The organism is Streptacidiphilus melanogenes (assembly GCF_000787835.1).
GTDB lineage: Bacteria > Actinomycetota > Actinomycetes > Streptomycetales > Streptomycetaceae > Streptacidiphilus > Streptacidiphilus melanogenes.
Genome location: NZ_BBPP01000004.1, coordinates 191738 through 209330 on the forward strand (window position 1 = coordinate 191738; position 17593 = coordinate 209330).

The 17593-nt window shown below is 74.1% G+C and carries 16 protein-coding genes; 6 read left to right on the top strand and 10 right to left on the bottom strand.

The features are described from left to right. Positions 1-108 precede the first annotated feature (108 nt). The 4 genes from TR49_RS06535 to TR49_RS06550 all read right to left on the bottom strand — a co-directional run bounded on the left by TR49_RS06535 (position 109) and on the right by TR49_RS06550 (position 4617). Entirely contained in the window at positions 109-390 is a 282-nt protein-coding gene (locus TR49_RS06535; protein ID WP_042378195.1) for a hypothetical protein, read from the bottom strand. Then, on the bottom strand, positions 387-2075 hold the full coding sequence (locus tag TR49_RS06540) for an FAD-dependent oxidoreductase (protein WP_052434058.1): 1689 nt from the start codon (positions 2073-2075) through the stop codon (positions 387-389). Before TR49_RS06540 ends, TR49_RS06535 begins: the two co-directional genes overlap by 4 nt. Continuing rightward, positions 2072-2722, bottom strand: a complete 651-nt coding sequence (locus TR49_RS39690; RefSeq protein ID WP_052434059.1) for a ferric reductase-like transmembrane domain-containing protein — start codon at positions 2720-2722, stop codon at positions 2072-2074. The genes TR49_RS06540 and TR49_RS39690 overlap by 4 nt, the downstream gene beginning before the upstream one ends. A 296-nt stretch (positions 2723-3018) precedes the next feature. Continuing rightward, positions 3019-4617, bottom strand: coding sequence for an FAD-dependent monooxygenase (locus TR49_RS06550; protein ID WP_160311547.1), 1599 nt, complete (start codon positions 4615-4617; stop codon positions 3019-3021). Positions 4618-4697: 80 nt separating this feature from the next. Here TR49_RS06550 and TR49_RS06555 point away from each other — a divergent pair, with 80 nt between their 5' ends. From TR49_RS06555 to TR49_RS06565, 3 genes are all read left to right on the top strand, one after another. Continuing rightward, positions 4698-5237 carry a CGNR zinc finger domain-containing protein gene (locus TR49_RS06555; protein ID WP_042378200.1) on the top strand — a complete coding sequence of 180 codons (540 nt, stop codon included), beginning with the start codon at positions 4698-4700 and terminating at the stop codon, positions 5235-5237. Positions 5238-5301: 64 nt separating this feature from the next. Further along, complete coding sequence (locus TR49_RS06560; protein WP_236653244.1) at positions 5302-6852, top strand: glutamate synthase subunit beta; 1551 nt, start codon at positions 5302-5304, stop codon at positions 6850-6852. A 200-nt stretch (positions 6853-7052) separates the two neighbouring features. Further along, the gene (locus TR49_RS06565) at positions 7053-7874 is read left to right on the top strand and encodes an amidase domain-containing protein (protein ID WP_042378201.1); all 822 of its coding nucleotides are present in this window, start codon (positions 7053-7055) and stop codon (positions 7872-7874) included. Positions 7875-7937: 63 nt separating this feature from the next. Here TR49_RS06565 and TR49_RS06570 read toward each other — a convergent pair whose 3' ends face one another. Further along, positions 7938-8804, bottom strand: a complete 867-nt coding sequence (locus tag TR49_RS06570) for a Gfo/Idh/MocA family protein (protein ID WP_042378203.1) — start codon at positions 8802-8804, stop codon at positions 7938-7940. A 190-nt stretch (positions 8805-8994) separates the two neighbouring features. Here TR49_RS06570 and TR49_RS06575 point away from each other — a divergent pair, with 190 nt between their 5' ends. Next, the gene (locus TR49_RS06575; protein WP_042378204.1) at positions 8995-11955 is read left to right on the top strand and encodes an aminotransferase; all 2961 of its coding nucleotides are present in this window, start codon (positions 8995-8997) and stop codon (positions 11953-11955) included. 73 nt (positions 11956-12028) lie between these two features. Here the strand turns inward: TR49_RS06575 and TR49_RS06580 are convergent, their stop codons facing one another. After that, positions 12029-12736, bottom strand: a complete 708-nt coding sequence (locus TR49_RS06580; protein WP_042378206.1) for an SDR family NAD(P)-dependent oxidoreductase — start codon at positions 12734-12736, stop codon at positions 12029-12031. A gap of 118 nt (positions 12737-12854) precedes the next feature. After that, positions 12855-13118, bottom strand: a complete 264-nt coding sequence (locus TR49_RS06585; protein ID WP_042378207.1) for a DUF2630 family protein — start codon at positions 13116-13118, stop codon at positions 12855-12857. A gap of 253 nt (positions 13119-13371) precedes the next feature. Here TR49_RS06585 and TR49_RS42495 point away from each other — a divergent pair, with 253 nt between their 5' ends. Beyond that, positions 13372-13899, top strand: coding sequence for a hypothetical protein (locus tag TR49_RS42495; RefSeq protein ID WP_042378209.1), 528 nt, complete (start codon positions 13372-13374; stop codon positions 13897-13899). Between the two features lie 75 nt (positions 13900-13974). Here TR49_RS42495 and TR49_RS06595 read toward each other — a convergent pair whose 3' ends face one another. After that, positions 13975-14994: a maleylacetate reductase gene (locus TR49_RS06595; protein WP_042378472.1), complete on the bottom strand. Its 1020-nt coding sequence runs from the start codon at positions 14992-14994 to the stop codon at positions 13975-13977. A 32-nt stretch (positions 14995-15026) separates the two neighbouring features. After that, on the bottom strand, positions 15027-15911 hold the full coding sequence (locus tag TR49_RS06600; RefSeq protein WP_052434060.1) for a dioxygenase family protein: 885 nt from the start codon (positions 15909-15911) through the stop codon (positions 15027-15029). Positions 15912-16007: 96 nt separating this feature from the next. Here TR49_RS06600 and TR49_RS06605 point away from each other — a divergent pair, with 96 nt between their 5' ends. Then, complete coding sequence (locus tag TR49_RS06605; RefSeq protein ID WP_042378213.1) at positions 16008-16634, top strand: RraA family protein; 627 nt, start codon at positions 16008-16010, stop codon at positions 16632-16634. 7 nt (positions 16635-16641) lie between these two features. Here TR49_RS06605 and TR49_RS06610 read toward each other — a convergent pair whose 3' ends face one another. Beyond that, on the bottom strand, positions 16642-17592 hold the full coding sequence (locus TR49_RS06610) for a LacI family DNA-binding transcriptional regulator (RefSeq protein ID WP_236653245.1): 951 nt from the start codon (positions 17590-17592) through the stop codon (positions 16642-16644). Position 17593: the final 1 nt, after the last annotated feature.

Sequence of the window (17593 nt, forward strand, 5' to 3'; positions counted from 1 at the left end):
GGGTGGGGCTACGGGGGGTGGGTGAACGAAGCCGCCCGGAGGTCCGGTGTCACGGGCCTCCGGGCGAGCCGAGGGTGGGTGTTCGGGTGGTCCGGCGTCGGGGGCGGGTCAGCGGATCATGGACGTGACCGTGCCGTTGCTCGGGGTTGCCCCGTTGCCCGGGGTCGCCGTGTGGGTCGGGGCCTGGCTGGGCGGCATGGGGGGTGCCGTGGTCAGGACGCGGCCGTAGGCGCTCATGGCGGCCACCATGACCACCAGGATCACCAGCCAGCGCAGGCCCGCGCGCGCGGGCAGGGCCAGCGCCGAACGCATCAGGTCCCCGGCCCTGACGGGCCGGCCGCCGCGACGTCGGCGGCCGGAAGGGCCGGGGTTGTCGGAGCGGGAGATCAACGGCGCCTCCTGGAGCGGACCGCGCGTGGGCGCGGGCGGTTGTGGCCGATCTGGTCCCGGTAGGCCAGCAGCTGTACCGGCATGTCGAAGGCCACGACCCCGACCACCTGCGGTCCGTAGGGGGTGGGACGGATGTAGCGGGCGATGAACCGCTCCGAGCGCAGTGAGCCCTCGACGATCTCGACCTCGGTGCCCAGGGCGGGGCTGCCCACGGCCTGGATCCGGGTGCCGTGCTGCTCGGACCAGAACCTCGGGACGGGGGTGAACCGGTCGGTCCGGGCGGGGCCGCGCAGCAGCGCGTCCGCTGCGTGCTGGCCCATCTCCACGGCGTGGATGAGGTGTTCGACGCGGCGGGGCACCTCGTCGAAGCGCACGTTGGGCCAGCGGGCCACGTCGCCCGCGGCCACCACGTGCGGCAGCAGCCGGCCCCACCGGTCCACCACGTGGGAGGTGGGGCCGCAGAGCACCCCGTCCGAGACCTCCAGGCCGCTGTCGCGCAGCCATTCGGTCCGCGGTTCGCTGCCGAGTCCCAGGACGACGAAGTCGCAGTCGAGTTGCGTGCCGTCATCGAGGCCCAACCGTAGCGTCTCGCCATGGTCCTGCCAATCCACGATCTGTGTGTTCACGCGCACATCGACGCCGGCCCGACGCTGGATGGAGCCCACCACGGCGCCGACCTTGGCGCCGAGCACCCGGCGCAACAGCGGCGCGCTGTGCACCACCAGGGTCACGTCCATGCCGTGTTCGCGTGCGGTGCAGGCGAGTTCACAGCCGACGAAGCCTCCGCCGAGGATCACCACACGGTGGGCCCGGGCCTCGTGCATGGCGCTGCGGACGGCGGCGGCGTCCTCCAGCGTCCGGATGGTGCGCACCCGCTCGCTGAACACCGGCGCCTCGGGCAGGCGCTTGGCATCGACCCCGGTGGCGAGCACCAGTCCGTCGAAGGGCAGCCGCTCGCCGCCGCGCAGGAGCACCGCGCTGTGCGCCAGGTCGAGGCCGGTCATCGGGGTCTGCAGCAACCAGTGCGCGTCCAGCGACTCGTCCGCCCGGAAGGTGAGCTCGTCGCCCGGCAGCTCGCCCGCGAGGTACTGCTTGGACAGCGGCGGGCGGCTGTAGGGGAGATGCCGTTCCTCCCCGACGATCACGAGCTCGCCGCCGTAGCCGCGGTCCCGCAGGCGCGCGGCCGCGCTGACCCCGGCGAGCCCGCCTCCCGCGACGACGATGCGCTTGCGGCGCTCGCGCACGCTCGTCCCGCTGCGCAGCGGAGGCGCTATCGGCTTGCGGCCGGCCGCAGGGCCGCCGCCGTGGAGGCGGATCGCCTGCATCGGGCAGCACCGGGCCGCCTGGCGGGTCCTCGCGGCGAACTCCGCGGGGACGCTGCCGGTGTAGTGCAGCGACCCCTCGTTGGAGATCCGGAAGACCTCCGGCGCCTCCTGCTGGCAGATCCCGTAGATGTGGCAGCGGTTGTTGTCGACGCTGACCCGGACCGGGCGCTTCTCCGGCACCAGCACCGGCTCGCCGGAGCCGAAGGCGTTCCCGGGGACCGGCGCCTGGAGGGGTGCGGGCACCGGCGCCTGACCGGGTGCCTGGGCCGGAGGGAGCTGGGTCGGCCTGACCGGGTACTGCGGGTGCTGCGGGTACGGGTAGGGCAGCCCGGAGGGGTGCGCCGTCAGGTGTCCGGTCATGCCTCACCACCGTTCGAGCGGAACGCCCGCCCGCGCAGCCGCGACCGCGAGGGCAGCGCCCGGATCAGGAAGGCGAGCAGGCACACCCCGGCGCCGAGCGCGATGCCGACCGCCACGAGGTTGAGATGCCGCGGCTCGGGGTGGACCAGGAAGATGTGCAGCCAGATCAGCGCGAAGGAGACGTAGGCGAGCTGGTGGAATCTCAGCCATCGCTGGTAGCCGAGCCGTCGTTGCAGCCACACCGAGCAGCCGACCGCGACGGCGAGTTCGGTGCCCAGGATGCCGAAGCCCACCGGCATCCGCTGCACCGACCCCGTGAACGGCACCAGCAGCTCCACGTTCCCGATGTGCCAGATCGGCTGGTACAGGAAGGTCAGCCCGTGCAGGCAGCCGAAGATGAGCGCGCTCAGGCCCAGGGACATGTGGGCCCCGTAGATGGTGGGGCGGTTGACGTAGCGCTCGAGGAGGCGCAGGCGGAGGATCACCCCCAGCAGGAGCGTGGCGATCATGAGGGAGTAGGCGATCAGCGCGAAGAGCCGGGCGATCTGGTGCACACCCGTGTCGTACGCGATGCCGTGGTTGTACGCGTCGAGCGGCGAGCCGGGTATCGGGGCCGGCTTGCCGGACGACGAAGCGATCGTGATCATGTTCAGGACCCCTTTTCGGGCGGGCTGAACAGGGCCGGATGGCCCCTCGGAATTGCAAATGCGCACGCGGGGCCGGGAATTCGCCCCATGAAGCTGCGCTTGGCGGCAGACGTTACACCAAGTAGCGGAGCCCGGTCGACCAACTGTGAAATGCCCGCTAAGAGAAACGAAATGTGCACCGACCGTTACCATCAGAATTGGCTGTGAATCATCGCGGCGTGACCGAAGCCTTGCTGACGATTAGTCGCATTGCGTTGTTGTGCGGTCGTGCGGCGACACTCGGGCGAGACATTCTGTCAGCTGGCGACAATGCGCCGCAGCACGGCCTGAAGATCCGTCACTGTCCGTGTCCCGCACCAGGCGACGTGTCCGTCGGGCCGGACCAGGACGGCGGCCGTGGTGTCGCCCTGGCCGGTCAGACGGGTCCACCGTGCCGGGTCGGCCTCACGGTCGAGCGGTCGCGGCGTCACGGGGATGCCGGACCTCCCTGCGGACTCGGCCCGCCGCCGCCAGGCCGGGCCCTCGGCGGCGGTCAGCAGGGTGAAGCCGGGGCCGACGAGGTCGAGGCTGGAGCGTCCGTCGGCGAGGCGGACATGGGGGAGGCGGGCGCCCGGACGGCAGGCGGGCCGGTATCCGTCGACGGAGAGGGCGCTGTGCCCCGGCGTCGCGCCGGGCTCGGGGGCGACGGCGTCGGACCGGTAGACGGCGGTCAGCAGGAGCTCGTCGTCGATGCGGTAACTGCCCCGGTTGCGGGCGTTGTCAGCGGAGACGTCGATCACCTGACGGGCGATGGGGCGGCGTTCGGCCGCGTAGCTGTCCAGCAGGGCTGCGCCCGCGTGTCCGGCGGTGACGGCCGCGAGCTTCCAGGCGAGGTTGTCCGCGTCCCCGATGCCGGTGTTCATGCCGTGCCCGCCGGTCGGCGGGATGACGTGAGCCGCGTCACCCGCCAGCAGGACGCGTGAGCGGCGGTAGTCGGCGGCGAGTTGGGCGTCCATGCGCCAGGTCGAGGTGTCCCGCACCGTCACCTCCAGGTCCGGGATGCCGGCCGCGGTCCGGATCAGCTCGGCCAGGCGCGGGCGGTCCGCGGGGTCCGCGGGGCCGGCGGGGTCGCCTGCCGGTTCGGCCTCCCCGGCGGCGAGCGGATGCTGGTAGATCCAGTGGCGGTCGTTGTCCACGGCCAGGAAGCCGCCCCGGCCGGGGGTGGTGAGGAAGTACGAGGCGCTGGCGCGGTCGGCCACGACGTGCCCCAGCGGCGCCTCGAAGCGGATGCTCAGGTAGCGCCCGAGCCCCGTCGGACCCTCCATGGCGATGCCCGCGCCGGCGCGCACCGCGCTCGCGGCGCCGTCGCAGCCGACGAGCCAGTCCGCGCGGATCCGGTGCCTCTCGCCGGTGTCCACCGCCTCGACGACCGCCAGGACGCCCTCGTCGTCCTCGGCGAAGGAGAGCAGGCGCGTTCCGAACCGGATCCGACGGCCTGTCGGCTCCGTGGCGTGCCGCAGCAGCACGGGTTCCAGGGCGTCCTGGGAGCAGAGCAGCCCCGGGGACGGCGTGCGCTCGTCGCTGCTGTCTCCGTCCCCGTCCTGGTCGCCCCGGTCGTTCTCGTCGCGTTGCGGGACGAGGCCGGTGCGGACGAAGTCGGGGTCGACGAGATCGCGGCCCCGGTAGAAGGAGACGTGCTCGGCCGGCAGGCCCGCCTTCCTGACCTCCTCCTCGATCCCGATGCGCCGGAAGATCTCCATGGAGCGCGCGGAGACCCCGCGGGCCTTGGGGTGCGGTGAGGTCGCCCGGTGGGCCTCGACCAGCACGTTGTCGACCCGCTGGGCCGACAGCAGGCAGGACAGCGTCAGGCCGACGGGGCCGCCGCCGACCACCAGTACCGATGTCTCCGACGCCACCACGGCGAACCACCTTCCAGGATGTAACGGCTAAGCTTGGTTTAGACGTTACCAAGCGACGATCATGAAGGAAAGCACGGATGCAGCCGGAACTCCCCGACGACAGGCCGCGCGGCCTGTACTTCCTGGTCGATCTGGTCAACACCCTCCAGGGGGACCCCGAGGCGACGGCGGCAGGGCTGCAGGCCGTGGTGGACCTGCACGGCGGCCCGCCGCGCCGCCTTGCCGGCGCCTCGGTGCCGGAGCTGCGCGAGGCCGTCGCGCTCCTGGTCGCCGTCCTGGACCTGGACGACGTGAACCGGGCCGCCGACGCCGTCAACGCGCTGCTCGACCGGTACCCGTCCCGGCCCCGTCTGGTCCGCCTGGAGGGCCGACCCTGGGCGGTCCACGGCCAGACCCCGCAGGACGCCGGGCCGGTCCACTGGCTGCTCTCCACGGCCGCCCTCGCCCTCGCGCTCTGGCTGGGCGAACGCGGCCGCTGCGCCTGGGGCCGGTGTGCGGCGCCCGGCTGCGACCGCTACTTCGTCGACGCCGGTCGCCGGTCCCCACAGCGGTTCTGCTCCCCGCGCTGCGGTACCCGCGTGCGCGTCACCGCGCACCGCCGACAGTACGGCCGGTGACCTCTGCGGCAGGCTCGCGACCGACCTTTTGCCGAGCGTGGCGGGGAAGTCCTACCGTTGGTCTGTGGACAAACGCCACACTCTTGACATCTGGGATTTCCTGCGCACGCCGCGCCAGGAATGGCCGCTGCGGCCCGTGCCGGAACGGGTGCGGGACTGGCGCGAGGTGCACGCACCCGGGCGACTGCTACCGGTCGTCCAGGACCAGGCGAGCCGGTGCATGGACTGCGGCATCCCGTTCTGCCATCACGCCTGCCCGCTGGGCAACCTCATCCCGGAGTGGAACGGCCTCGTCGCGCGCGCCGACTGGCGCGAGGCCGCGGAGCGGCTGCACGCCACGAACAACTTCCCGGAGTTCACCGGATTCCTGTGTCCCGCCCCCTGTGAGAGCGGCTGCGTCCTCGGGATCGACGACGCGCCCGTGACGATCAAGGCCGTCGAGGCGGCGATCGCGTGCCGCGCCTGGGAGGAGGACTGGGTCCGCCCGCAGGTTCCGGAGCGGCTCTCCGGAAGGAGCGTGGGGGTCATCGGCTCCGGCCCCGCCGGCCTCGCGTGCGCGCAGCAGCTGACCCGCGCCGGCCACACCGTGGTCGTGTACGAGCGCGACGACCGCGTCGGCGGACTGCTGCGGTACGGCATACCCGAGTTCAAGATGGACAAGGACTTCCTGGACCGGCGGCTCGACCAACTCGCCGCCGAGGGAACGGTGTTCCGGACCGGCATGGACGTGGGCGGTACGGTGGACGCGGGCGGGCTGCTGCGGCGGCACGACGCCCTGGTGGTCGCGGTCGGCGCCACCGCCGCGCGCGAACTACCGGTTTCAGGGCGCGAGTTGGCCGGGGTCCACCAGGCGATGGAGTACCTGACCCAGGCCAACCGGGTGCAGGAGGGCGACTACGACCGTCCCCCGATCAGCGCGGAGGGGCACCACGTCGTGATCATCGGCGGTGGGGACACCGGCGCCGACTGTCTCGGCACCGCGCTGCGGCAGGGAGCCGCCTCCGTGGTGCAGCTGGACATCAAACCGCAGCCCGGAACGGACCGCGCCGACCACGAGCCCTGGCCGGTGCACGCACGCCTCCACCGGATGAGCCCCGCGCACCAGGAGGGACAGGAGCTGGTCCGCGACGGAGCGGTGCTGGCCGGCGACAGCAGCGGCCTGCCGCAGCAGGAGGCGCTGCGCGACGTCCGCGTGTTCTCTGCCGCGACCGTCCGCTTCCAGGGCGACGCCGAGGGGCGGGTGCGGTCCCTGAGCCTGGCCGACGCCGAGACCGGGACCCGGCGGCCGCTGGCGGGGACGGAGCGGACCATCCCGGTCGACCTGGTGCTGCTCGCCCTCGGCTTCAGCGGACCGGAGAGCCCCGAGCACGGCATCGCCGAGCAGTTGGAGCTGCGGACCGCCGACACGGGCGCCTTCGCCCGCGACGCCCACTACGCAGCTGGAAGGCCCGGCGTCTTCGTCGCGGGTGACGCGGGGCGCGGGCAGTCGCTCGTCGTCTGGGCCGTCGCCGAGGGCCGCGCCGCGGCGGCCTGCGTCGACGCCTACCTCAGCCCCACGGGCGTCACGGCGCTGCCGATGCCCGTCGTGCCGCAGGACCGGCCGCTGGCGCTGTGAGCGGAGCGGATCGTCCGACGGCATGCGGACGATGACGGTCCGTCTGTTCACCGAACTCACACCCTTGATTTCGGGCCGCCCGGCAACGCGTGGGGCGGGTGCGGCGGTCAAGGGGGTTGGGGGGCACGTGATCGCTTGACGTCCGCCTGTGCGCGGCCGCCTCCCCGCCGCGCGGGACGTCGCACGCGCAAGGGACTTCCATGAGCCACACCAACGGCCGACGCCTGCCCGTCGGACGTCGCCTGGCCGCGGCCGCGTTCGTCGGCGCGCTCGCCCTGGCCACCGGTCCGGCGCTCGCCGCGTCGGCCTCGGCCGCGCCGCGGACTGCGCCCGCGTCCGCGCACGGGCACGCGTCGACCGCCGAGTCGCCCGTCGACGCGTTGATGCGCGCCGCCGAGGTGCGCTACGCCGACGCGCACTGGAACTGGACGGCGTGGAACGACAGCACGCCCGTCGCCGGCGGCGCCGACCAGCCGAACTACCAGTGCGCCGAGTTCGTCGCCCGCTCGCTCGCGGCGGCCGGGCTGATCCCGGGCCTGAGCCCGGACGCGCCGCAGGACGACTACTTCACCTACCACGCTCCGAACGGCGAGGTCTACGACCTGCTGCTGATCTCCGACCTGCCGCAGTACCACAACCTCTACGACTACGTGCACGACAGCGGCATCGGCGTCGACCTCGGCGACCACCCCGAGCTGGCCAAGCCCGGCGACATCGTGGTCACCTACGCCGGTCCCGACAACACCAAGAGCCACACCGGCCTGGTCGCCACCGCGGCCACGGCCACCAGCGAGCCGCTGGTCGACGGGCACAACCACGCCCGACTCGACTACGGCTACCACTACTTCGCGCCCTCGCACCTGGTCCAGCTCGTGCCGAACGCGCTGGCCGAGGTGTGGACCTGGACGCTGGAGCAGGAGCTGCTGCACGGCCCGATCCCGCCGGTGCAGACGCCGCCCACCACGACGGCGCCGCTGGCGCCGCACGCACTGGTCGCCGACCCGGCCGGCCCGCAGGTCTGAGACCCGCCCCCGTACGCGCGGGGTGCCGGGCCGCCGGGCCCGGCACCCCGCGCGTGGGAGCGGTCAGAGCTGTGCCTGGGCCTCGGTCAGCAGTTCCTGCAGGCGCAGGCCGTGACGGGCGTCGAGCGGGTGGCCCTCGCCCGTGCGGACCGCCGCCGCGAACTCGGCGACCATCCGGGCGAACGGCTCCTCCAGGGCCTCCGGCCAGGCCAGCCGCGCGTGTCCGCCGGGGCCGAAGACCTCGATCCGCGGCGCGGGCAGGGAGCCGCCCGCGAACGCCGTCATCCCCGCCTGGCTCAGCGCGCCGCTCTCGTGCTCCAGCGTGAGCGCCACCCAGCCGAGCGGGTCGCCCTGTGCGCGTACCGCGACGACCCGGCCGAGGGCCGCGTCCAGCAGGTCCACCAGGTGCGGGCCGAGATCCAGCAGCGCGCCGCGCTCCAGCCGCCACGGGGTGGCGAACGGACCGTCCGCGAGGGAGCCGGTGAAGACGCCGACGCCGCCCATCGGCCGCACCGCGCGGGCCTGCGTCAGGAACTCCCGGGTGGCGGCCGCGTAGCGGGCGGTCAGCACCATCTGTGAGACCACGCCCGCCTCGGCGACCGCGTCCGCGAGGCGCCGTGCGCCGTCCAGCTCCATCGCCAGCGGCTTCTCCAGCAGCACCGCCTTGCCGGCCCGCACCGCGTGCGACGCCAACTCGGCCTGGACGTCCGGCGGTACGCAGAAGGCCACCGCTTCGCAGGCGTCGAAGAGCTCCTCCAGCCGCCCGAACGCGGGCGCGCCGAACCGCCCGCCCAGCTCCTCGGCGGCCTCCGTGCGCCGCGCCCAGACGCCGGCCAGCTCCGTGTCGGAGCCGCCCGCCAACGCGGGCGCGTGCGCCATCCGGGCCCACGGCCCGGCCCCGACCAGTCCCACCCTCAGACGATCACTCATGCGCGCAGCCTATGGTCTCGGGGAAGGGCGGCGACACGCCGCCCACGCTCACCCTTGCTCAGCCGCACCCGGCTTCGGCGCGTGATTCGATCGATCGGACAGCGGAATCGATTGCCAAAGGCTCGTTGTTCGCGTGATCGGGTTGTAGAGTGGGGATGTCAGCCACGCCGTCGAACCGTCGGGAACGCAGATGCCCATCGACTTCTTCGCCCACGAGGCGCTCCCCGCGCCGAAGGTCAGCACCGAGCAGGCGCGGTGGATCGCCGCGCTGCTGGGGCTCGACGGTCCGGTCGAGGAGCTCGGCAGCCAGCAGGACGCGAACTTCCTGGTGCGAGGTGAGGACGGCACGCCCCTCGCCGTGCTGAAGATCGCCAACCCGGCCTTCGGCCCCGCCGAGATCGAAGCCCAGGACGAGGCGGCGGACCTGATCGCCGGGGCCGACCCCGGGCTGCGCGTCGCCACCGTGCTGCGCGAGGAGGGCGGCGCCGCACGGGCCGCCGTCGTGGAGACCGCGTCCGGGCCCCTCACGGCGCGGCTGCTGCGGTACCTGCCGGGCGGGACGCTCACCGGCCCGCGCCATCTGTCGCCGCGCGCGGTCGCGGCGATGGGCCGGATCGCGGGGCGGGTCAGCGCCGCACTGCGGGACTTCCACCACCCCGGGCTCGACCGGGTGCTGCAGTGGGACCTCCAGCACGCCGACCGCGTCGTCGCCCTGCTGCTGGAGCACGTAGCCGAACCCGCCCAGCGCGCCGCCGTCGCGGCTGCCGCCGAGGACGCGTGGCGCGGGCTCGACGGCCTGCGCGAGCAACTGCCGCGCCAGGCGGTGCACATGGACCTCACCGACGACAACCTGGTCGCCGCGGTGGGCGACCCGGTACGCACGCCGGACGGCGTCATCGACTTCGGCGACGTCGCCACCAGCTGGGCCGTCGCCGAACTGGCCGTCCCGCTCTCCTCGTTGCTGCACCACGACGGGGTGGAGCCGCACGACGTGCTGCCCGCCGTCCAGGCCTTCCACGCCGAACGCCCTCTGAGTGCCGCCGAGGCGCGGGCACTGTGGCCGCTGGTGGTGCTGCGCGCCGCCACGCTCGTGGCCAGCGGCCGCCACCAGGCCGCGATCGACGGTGAGGGCAACGCCTACGCGAACGCGGCCCTGGACCGCGAATGGCGGATCTTCGAACAGGCGACGAGCGTGCCGACGTCGGTGATGACGGGCCTGGTCCTGGACCGGCTGGGCCTCGACCGGCCCTTCTCGGACCCGCTGGCCCCGTCCCGCGCGCGAGAGGCCGTAGAGACCGCCGCGCCTCTCGTCGCAGACCTGAAGCCGACCGAGGTCGCCCTGCTCGACCTGTCCACCGACTCCGACGCCATGGACCACGGCGCCTGGCTGGAGGCGGGCGTCGAGGACCGGCTCGCGGGGGCGCTGCTCGCAGAGGGCGCGGCCGTGGTCCTCGCGCCCTACGGCAGGCCCCGGTTGAGCCGCTCCCGGGTTCTCGCCGCGACCTCGCCCGCCACCGTCCCCACCGGCCTCGACCTCTGGCTCGGCCGCGACCTCGTGCTGCGGGCTCCGGCGGCCGGGCGCGTCCTGCAGGCAGAGGCGCACCAGCTCGACTTCGCTCTCGACAAGGGCGAGCTGACGCTGCGTCTGACCCACGAGGGCGGCTTCCTGGTTGCGGCCGGAGCCGACGTCCGCGCCGGAGACCCGCTCGTCGCCCTGCCCGCAGGCGCCCGCGTCCACGTCGCGCTGCACCGGGCCGGGCCGGCGGCCGTGCCGCCGCTGGTCCGGCCCGAGTACGCCGCCGGCTGGCTCGCGCTGACCGCGGACCCGACGCCGCTGCTGGGCCTGGCCGCCGCCGAAAGGCCTGCGGACGGAGACCTGTTGGCGCGGCGCGCGGCCTCCTTCGCCGCCGTGCAGGGGCACTACTACGACGACCCGCCCCGCATCGAGCGCGGCTGGCGCCACCACCTGGTCTCCGACCAGGGCCGCGTCTACCTCGACATCGTCAACAACGTCAGCGCGATCGGCCACGCCCACCCCGCAGTCGAGCGGGCCGTGGCCCGGCAGTTGCGGCGGCTGAACACCAACTCGCGCTTCCACTACGCCTCGGTGGTCGAGTTCACCGAGCGGCTCGCCGCGCTGCTGCCCGAGCCGCTGGACACCGTCTTCCTCGTCAACTCCGGCTCGGAGGCGGTGGACCTGGGCATCCGCCTGGCCATCGGCGCGACCGGGCGGCACGACGTGGTGGCGCTGCGGGAGGCCTACCACGGCTGGACCTACGCCTCCGACGCCGTCTCCACCTCCCTGCAGGACAACCCCAACGCACTGGCGACCCGGCCGGGCTGGGTACACACCGTGGACTCGCCCAACTCCTACCGGGGCCGCCACCGGGGCGCCGGGGCCGTCCGCTACGCGCCCGAGGCGGTCCGGGCGATCGACGAACTCGCCGCCTCGGGACGGGCGCCGGGGGCTTTCGTGGCGGAGACCTTCTACGGCAACGCGGGTGGCGTGGCGCTGCCGGACGGCTATCTGGAGCAGCTCTACGCGGCCGTCCGCCGCCACGGCGGCCTGGCCGTCGCCGACGAGGTCCAGGTCGGCTACGGGCGGCTCGGCCACTGGTTCTGGGGCTTCGAGCAGCAGGGCGTCGTCCCCGACATCGTCTGCGTGGCCAAGGCCATGGGCAACGGACACCCGCTCGGCGCGGTGATCACCTCCAGGGAGGTGGCCGAACGCTACCGCGACCAGGGCTACTTCTTCTCCTCCACCGGCGGCAGCCCCGTCTCCAGTGTCGTCGGCAGCACCGTCCTCGACGTGCTGCGCGACGAGGACCTCCAGGGCAACGCCGTCCGCGTCGGCGCGCGGCTCAAGGCCGGGCTGGAGGCGCTCGGCGAGCGTCATCCGCTCGTCGGCGCCGTCCACGGCTCGGGGCTCTACCTGGGGCTGGAACTGGTCCGGGACCGCGCGACGCTGGAGCCGGCCACGGAGGAGACGGCGGAGCTGTGCGACCGGATGCTCGGTCTCGGCGTGGTCGTCCAGCCCACCGGTGACCACCTCAACGTGCTGAAGATCAAGCCGCCGCTGTGCATCGACGCCGAAGCGGTCGACTTCTTCACCGCGACGCTCGACCGGGCGTTGGCCGAGCTGGGGCACTGATCCCCGCTGCGCCACTGACCGGGCCCGGGCCCGGGCCACCGGTCACGGTTCGCGGCGCATCGGGCCGCGTCGGTCACCAGGTCAGCGGGCCGCCGGAGGTGAAACAGCCGCCGGTCGGGCCGTCCCGGCCGATCGAGGCCATCCGCACGATGACCTCCGCCCCCTCCTCCACCGTCTGACGGCCGGCATGCCGGTTGAGGTCGGTCGCGGTGTGACCGGGCTCCACGGCGTTGATCCGCATGCCGGGGAAGGCCTTGGCGTACTGGATGGTGATCATGTTCACCGCCGCCTTGGACGCCGGGTAGGCGACGCCGGGGTAGTGGTACCGGGAACTGGCAGGGTCGGCCACCTCGGAGGCGAGGGCCAGACCGCTGCTGACGTTGACCACCACCGGCGCGGCCGAGCGCGCCAGCAGCGGCAGGAACGCGTGGGTGACCCGGACCAGGCCGACCACGTTGGTCTCCAGCACGTCCCGCATCACGTCGGCGGTCAGCTCCGCCGCGCCGATGACGGCGCCGTCGGCGGAGTAGAGCTCGATGCCGGCGTTGTTCACCAGCACGTCCAGTCCGCCGTCCGCCGCCACGGACTTCGCGGCCGCCTCCACCGAGGCGTCGTCGTTCACGTCCAGCTGGACGAACCGCGCACCGAGGGACTCCGCGGCGGCGCGGCCGCGCCCGGCGTCCCGGCTGCCCAGGTAGACGGTGTGGCCGTCCGCGAGGAGCCGGCGTGCGGTCTCGAAGCCGAGGCCCTTGTTGGCCCCGGTGATCAAAGTCGTCGTCATACGCACCATCGTGCCCCAGGAGCTCCGCCGCGCTCGAGGCATTTCCGGGGCGACGGACGGCCCGGCGGCCCGGCGGCCGGGCGATCGCCCGACGCGCGCCGGGCGGCGGATCTCCCGGCTAGGACAGGTAGTTCTCCACCTCCGAGGCCGGACGCACCCGCGCCTCGTCCGGGTCCTGTCCCGCGTCGAGCCGGGCGCGCCGCTGACGCAGCAGGTCCCAGCACTGGTCGAGCTGGGTCTCCACGGCGGCCAGGCGGTCGCGTTCGGTGTCGGCGTCGATCTGCTGGGCGGCGAGCTGGTCGCGCAGATCCCGCTCCTCGCCCACGAGCTCGTGGATCCGGGCGAGGACCGAGTCCTCGCCGCTGGGGCTCTGCTGGGTCATGGTGGTCTCCGTCCGCTCGGTCGGGCCGCCCCGCCCGGCGGCGGGGAGGGGCAACCTCGGGCATCAGAGCCCAGTCTCCCGCGCCCCGCTGGGATCCGCAGGGTGAGATCCGCGGGGGTGAGTCGGGCGGCCGGTCCGCTGTTCCGGAATGTTCAACGCCGAGGCATTGCCCTGTTCCTGTCAGGGACTCCACCATGTCGCTCGGGCGCCCGGCTCCGGGCGCCGCACGGGTCCGCACCTTCGGGAGGAAGTCATGGCACCGCGCTCATCCGCCCGCTCCACGCGCCACCCGCTCCGTACCACGGCCACCGCCGCCGCAGCCCTCGGCCTCGCCACCGCCCTGGCCACGGCCGTCGCGCCCGCGGCCCGCGCCGCGGGCGTCGTCGACCCCGCGCCGATCGGCCCGAACCAGTTCTTCACGGGGCTGGTCAACGGCACCGCGACCGGAGCCGCGATCCAGATGGCCTGCTTCGGTCCCGTCACCGCGGGCGAGACGGGTCACCCGCTGGCCGGGCAGACCGTCGAGGTGCTTCCCTCGCCCGCCTCCGGCACCGTCGACGTCGGCTACACCGGTTCCGCCGCCACCGGCATCGTGGCGAACTTCGGCCCCGCCTCGACGACGCTGCCGGTGACGCTCGGCTATTACGCCGTCAAGGTCGCCATCCCGACCAGTCTGGTCCTGCCCTGTGCCGGCACCGGCACGGTCGCGTTCGTCCCCGAGCCGGGCAGCGCGACCGCCCGCTCGGCGATCCTGACGGTCCGCTACGTCCCCCAGCCGTAGCCGTAGCCGTAGCCGTAGCCAGGACCGGAGCCGGGCCGTCACCACGGCGGGGTCGTGGCGCGCGCCTGAGCCCGGTCACGTGCCCGACCAGGCCCGTTCCAGCAGCGCGTCCAGCTCGGCGCGGTCGACCGGGCGCGGGTTGGCGTAGGGAGCGGCCAGGACGTCGTCGCGAACCCGGCTCAGGTCCTCGTGCCGGACGCCCAGTTCGCGCAGGGTACGGGGCGCGCCGAGCCGGTCGGCGAGGCGCGCCAGAGCCTGCGCCGGATCGTCCGCGTCCAGGGCGCGGGCCAGGGCCGCACGGGCGTCCGGCGCCGACGGCAGGTTGAAGGCCGCGACGTAGGGGAGCATCACCGCGTGCGTCTCCGCGTGCGGGAGGTCGAGCAGGCCGCCGAGCACGTGGCAGAGCTTGTGGTGCAGGCCCATGGTCGTGCTGCCGAGGCAGGCCCCGCACAGCCACGCGCCCTGCAGGGCCGCGGCGCGGGCGTCGGGGTCGCCCGGACGGTCGGTGAGCACGGGCAGCGCGGCCGCGAGGTCGCGCACGCCCTGCTCGGCCATCGCGGCGACGACGGGGGAGCCGTCGGGCGCGTAGAGCGCCTCGACGGCGTGGGCCATCGCGTTGAGGCCGCTGGTCACGGTCACCGGCACGGGCAGCCCGAGCGTCAGGTCCGGGTCGTAGAGGACGGCGCGCGGGAGCACGGCGCGGTCGCGGCCGGTCTGCTTGCGGGCGTTCTCGGTCAGGCCCCAGATCGGCGTCATCTCCGAGCCGGCGTAGGTCGTCGGCACGGCGACGACGGCCAGGCCCCGGCGCAGTGCCAGCGCCTTGGCCAGTCCGACGGTCGAGCCGCCTCCGACCGCGACGCAGCCGTCGGCCTCCGCCGCGCGGGCCGCCTCGGCCGCAGCGGCCACCGTCGCCACCGGCACGTGCATGCGGGCACCGGCGAAGACGCCGACCGCCCGCTCGCCCAGCAGCGCCGTCGCGCGGTCGGCGAGAGCGCGCTGACCGGGCGTGCACAGCACCAGCACCCGCCGCAGCCCGAGCCGGTCCGTCTCCTCCCGCAGGGAGCCCAGCGCGCCGGGCCCGAAGACGACCCGCATGGGCAGGGCCTCGTAGACGAAGGACGGCACGGTCACTCGCTCCCCTCCCCAGGATCGTCGAGCACGAGCCGCACGTCGAAGTCGGCGTGCCGGAAGGGCGCGGTGACGCCGTGCCGCGCCGCCTGCTCCGGATCGTCGATCTCGGCGAAGTCGACGACGAGAGCGGGCTTCACGGCGAAGACGGCGTCGCTGTCGAGATAAGGGCTGTCGGCGACGAACAGATGCGTCGTCAGCGTCCGGAACCCGGGCGCGGCGGCGATCAGATGGATGTGGGCGGGGCGGTAGGGATGGCGACGGGAGGCGTTCAGCAGGCGGCCGACCGGGCCGTCGGTCGGGATCGGGTAGGGGCTCGGCACGACGGTCCGGAACCGGAAGCGGCCCTCCGCGTCGGCGGTGAACAGTCCGCGCCCGTTGCCCGTCGGCTGCACCTCCGGCTGCTGCACGTCGTAGAAGCCGTGCTCGTCGCACTGCCACACGTCGACCGAGGCCCCGGACACGGGCGCGCCGTCGGGACCGGTCACCCGGCCGGTCACCACGCAGGGTGTTCCGGTGCCGACCAGGTCGATCGAGTCGCCGAGCGCCCGGACCGGCGAGTCGGTCAGGTGGAACGGCCCCAGCACCGTGCCCGCGGTGCCCTCCGGCTCGCCGTTCACCGCCTCGACCAGCGAGGAGATCCCGAGCACGTCGGAGAGCAGGACACACTCCTGACGGGTGTCGTCGCAGGCCTGCCCGACAGCGGTGAGGTGGTCGACGGCCTGCCGCCACTCCTCCCGCGTCAGCCGCAGCTCCCGCACGAGGGCGTGCGCGTGCCGCACGACGGCCTCCAGCACCTCCCGCGTCCGCGCGTCGGCGGCCCCGGCGAAGCTCGCCACCACCGCCTCCGTCAAGGCCGAAGCGGCCTGCTCGTCGCTGTCCACGTGCGGCCTCCTCTCACGCCTCACTCCGTTCCCACAGAAGCCTTCCGCCACACGCGGCCACGCTCCGTCGGGGCGGCCGGGCGCTAGGTTGACCGGGTGAACACGATCAACGACTTCGCGGACCTCTCCCCGACCACGCTGGCCGACGTTCTCGGCGCGGACCAGGTGATGGACCTGGGGATCCGCCCGCTCTACGCGCCGATGGACCGGCTGGCGGGGCCGGCCTTCACGGTCAGCTGCCAGCCGGGGGACAACCTCATGCTGCATGCCGCGATCCACCGCGCGGAGCCGGGTTCGGTCATCGTCGTGGACGCGGGCGGAGACCTGCGCTACGCGCTCGCCGGGGGCAACGTCTGCGCGGTGGCGCAGCGTCGCGGCATCGCGGGATTCGTGCTGGACGGCGTGATCCGCGACCTGGCGGAGATCCGCGCCATGGGCTTCCCGGTGCTGGCGCGCGGCGTGGTTCCCGTGCCCGGGAGCAAGGCCGTCGCCCGGCCGCTGGGGCACCCGGTCGTCTGCGGGGGCGTGACCGTGCACGCGGGCGACGTCGTGGTCGCCGACGAGGAGGGCGTCGTGGTGACCCCGGGCGCCCGTGTCGCGGAGACGCTTGCGGCCGCGCGGGCCAAGGTGGCGAAGGAAGCCGCGCAGACCCTCGACGACTGGCAGGCCGACCACCGTGCCCGCGTCGACGCCCTCCTCGCCAAGGCAGGCTTCGCCGGGTAGCCGCCCATCAGGGCGGGAGTTCGCCGGAGCCGCGGGGGATGAGGCGGGTCCGGACGAGGATGTGCTGGGGGGCGGCGGGTTCGCCGCGGAGCCGGCGGAAGAGGAGCTCGGCGGCGGTGCGGCCCATCACGGCCGGGTCCTGGGCCACCACCGTCACCGGGACGGCCAGCAGGTCGGCGAGCTCGAAGTCGTCGAACCCCACCAGGGCCGGGCGCTCCTGACGCCCGGCCAGCTCGCGCAGGACGGCGACGGTGGTGCGGTTGTTGCCGCACATCAGCGCGGTGACCGGGGCCGGGTCGGCGAGCATGCGGGCGAGCGCGAAGCGCAGACCGAGCGGATCGGGGCGTCCCATGGCGATCCATGGCTCCTCGACGGGGCAGCCCGCCTCCGCCATCGCCTGTCGGTAGCCGGCCAGGCGCTCCGCCGCGGTGAAGATGTCAGGGGCGTCGCCGAGGTAGCCGATCCGGCGGTGGCCCTGGCGCAGCAGGTGGGCGGTTCCGGCGACGGCCCCGGCGCGGTTGTCGGCGAGGACGGTGTCCACCTCCAGACCGGGCATCGGTCGGTCCACGCTGACCAGCGCCGTACCGGCGGCCGCCTCGGGGCCGAGGTAGCCGTGGTCGGCGGAGGTCGGTACGACGATCAGCCCGTCGACGCGCCGCGCGCAGAAGCCGAGCGCGAGTGCGCGCTCGCGGGCGGAGTCCTCGGCCGAGGAGCCGGTCAGCAGCAGCGAGTCGTGGGCGCGCACGACCTCCTCGACGGCCCGGCTCAGCTGCGAGTAGAACGGGTCGGCGACGTCCTCCAGCAGCAGGCCGATGCTGCCGGTCCGCGCGCCCTGGCGCAGCAGCCGGGCGCCGTCGTTGCGGCGGAAGCCGAGCTGGTCGATGACGGCGCGCACGCGCCCGGCCGTGGCCTCGCTCACCCCGGCCTCGCCGTTGACGACGCGGGAGACGGTTTTCAGG

Excerpts from the sequence above, each read along its gene's own strand:
- TR49_RS06540 (WP_052434058.1), bottom strand. The coding sequence starts at position 2,075 with ATGACCGGACACCTGACGGCGCACCCCTCCGGGCTGCCCTACCCGTAC.
- TR49_RS39690 (WP_052434059.1), bottom strand. The coding sequence starts at position 2,722 with ATGATCACGATCGCTTCGTCGTCCGGCAAGCCGGCCCCGATACCCGGC.
- TR49_RS06555 (WP_042378200.1), top strand. The coding sequence starts at position 4,698 with ATGCAGCCGGAACTCCCCGACGACAGGCCGCGCGGCCTGTACTTCCTG.
- TR49_RS06565 (WP_042378201.1), top strand. The coding sequence starts at position 7,053 with ATGAGCCACACCAACGGCCGACGCCTGCCCGTCGGACGTCGCCTGGCC.
- TR49_RS06570 (WP_042378203.1), bottom strand. The coding sequence starts at position 8,804 with ATGAGTGATCGTCTGAGGGTGGGACTGGTCGGGGCCGGGCCGTGGGCC.
- TR49_RS06575 (WP_042378204.1), top strand. The coding sequence starts at position 8,995 with ATGCCCATCGACTTCTTCGCCCACGAGGCGCTCCCCGCGCCGAAGGTC.
- TR49_RS06580 (WP_042378206.1), bottom strand. The coding sequence starts at position 12,736 with ATGACGACGACTTTGATCACCGGGGCCAACAAGGGCCTCGGCTTCGAG.
- TR49_RS06585 (WP_042378207.1), bottom strand. The coding sequence starts at position 13,118 with ATGACCCAGCAGAGCCCCAGCGGCGAGGACTCGGTCCTCGCCCGGATC.
- TR49_RS42495 (WP_042378209.1), top strand. The coding sequence starts at position 13,372 with ATGGCACCGCGCTCATCCGCCCGCTCCACGCGCCACCCGCTCCGTACC.
- TR49_RS06595 (WP_042378472.1), bottom strand. The coding sequence starts at position 14,994 with ATGCGGGTCGTCTTCGGGCCCGGCGCGCTGGGCTCCCTGCGGGAGGAG.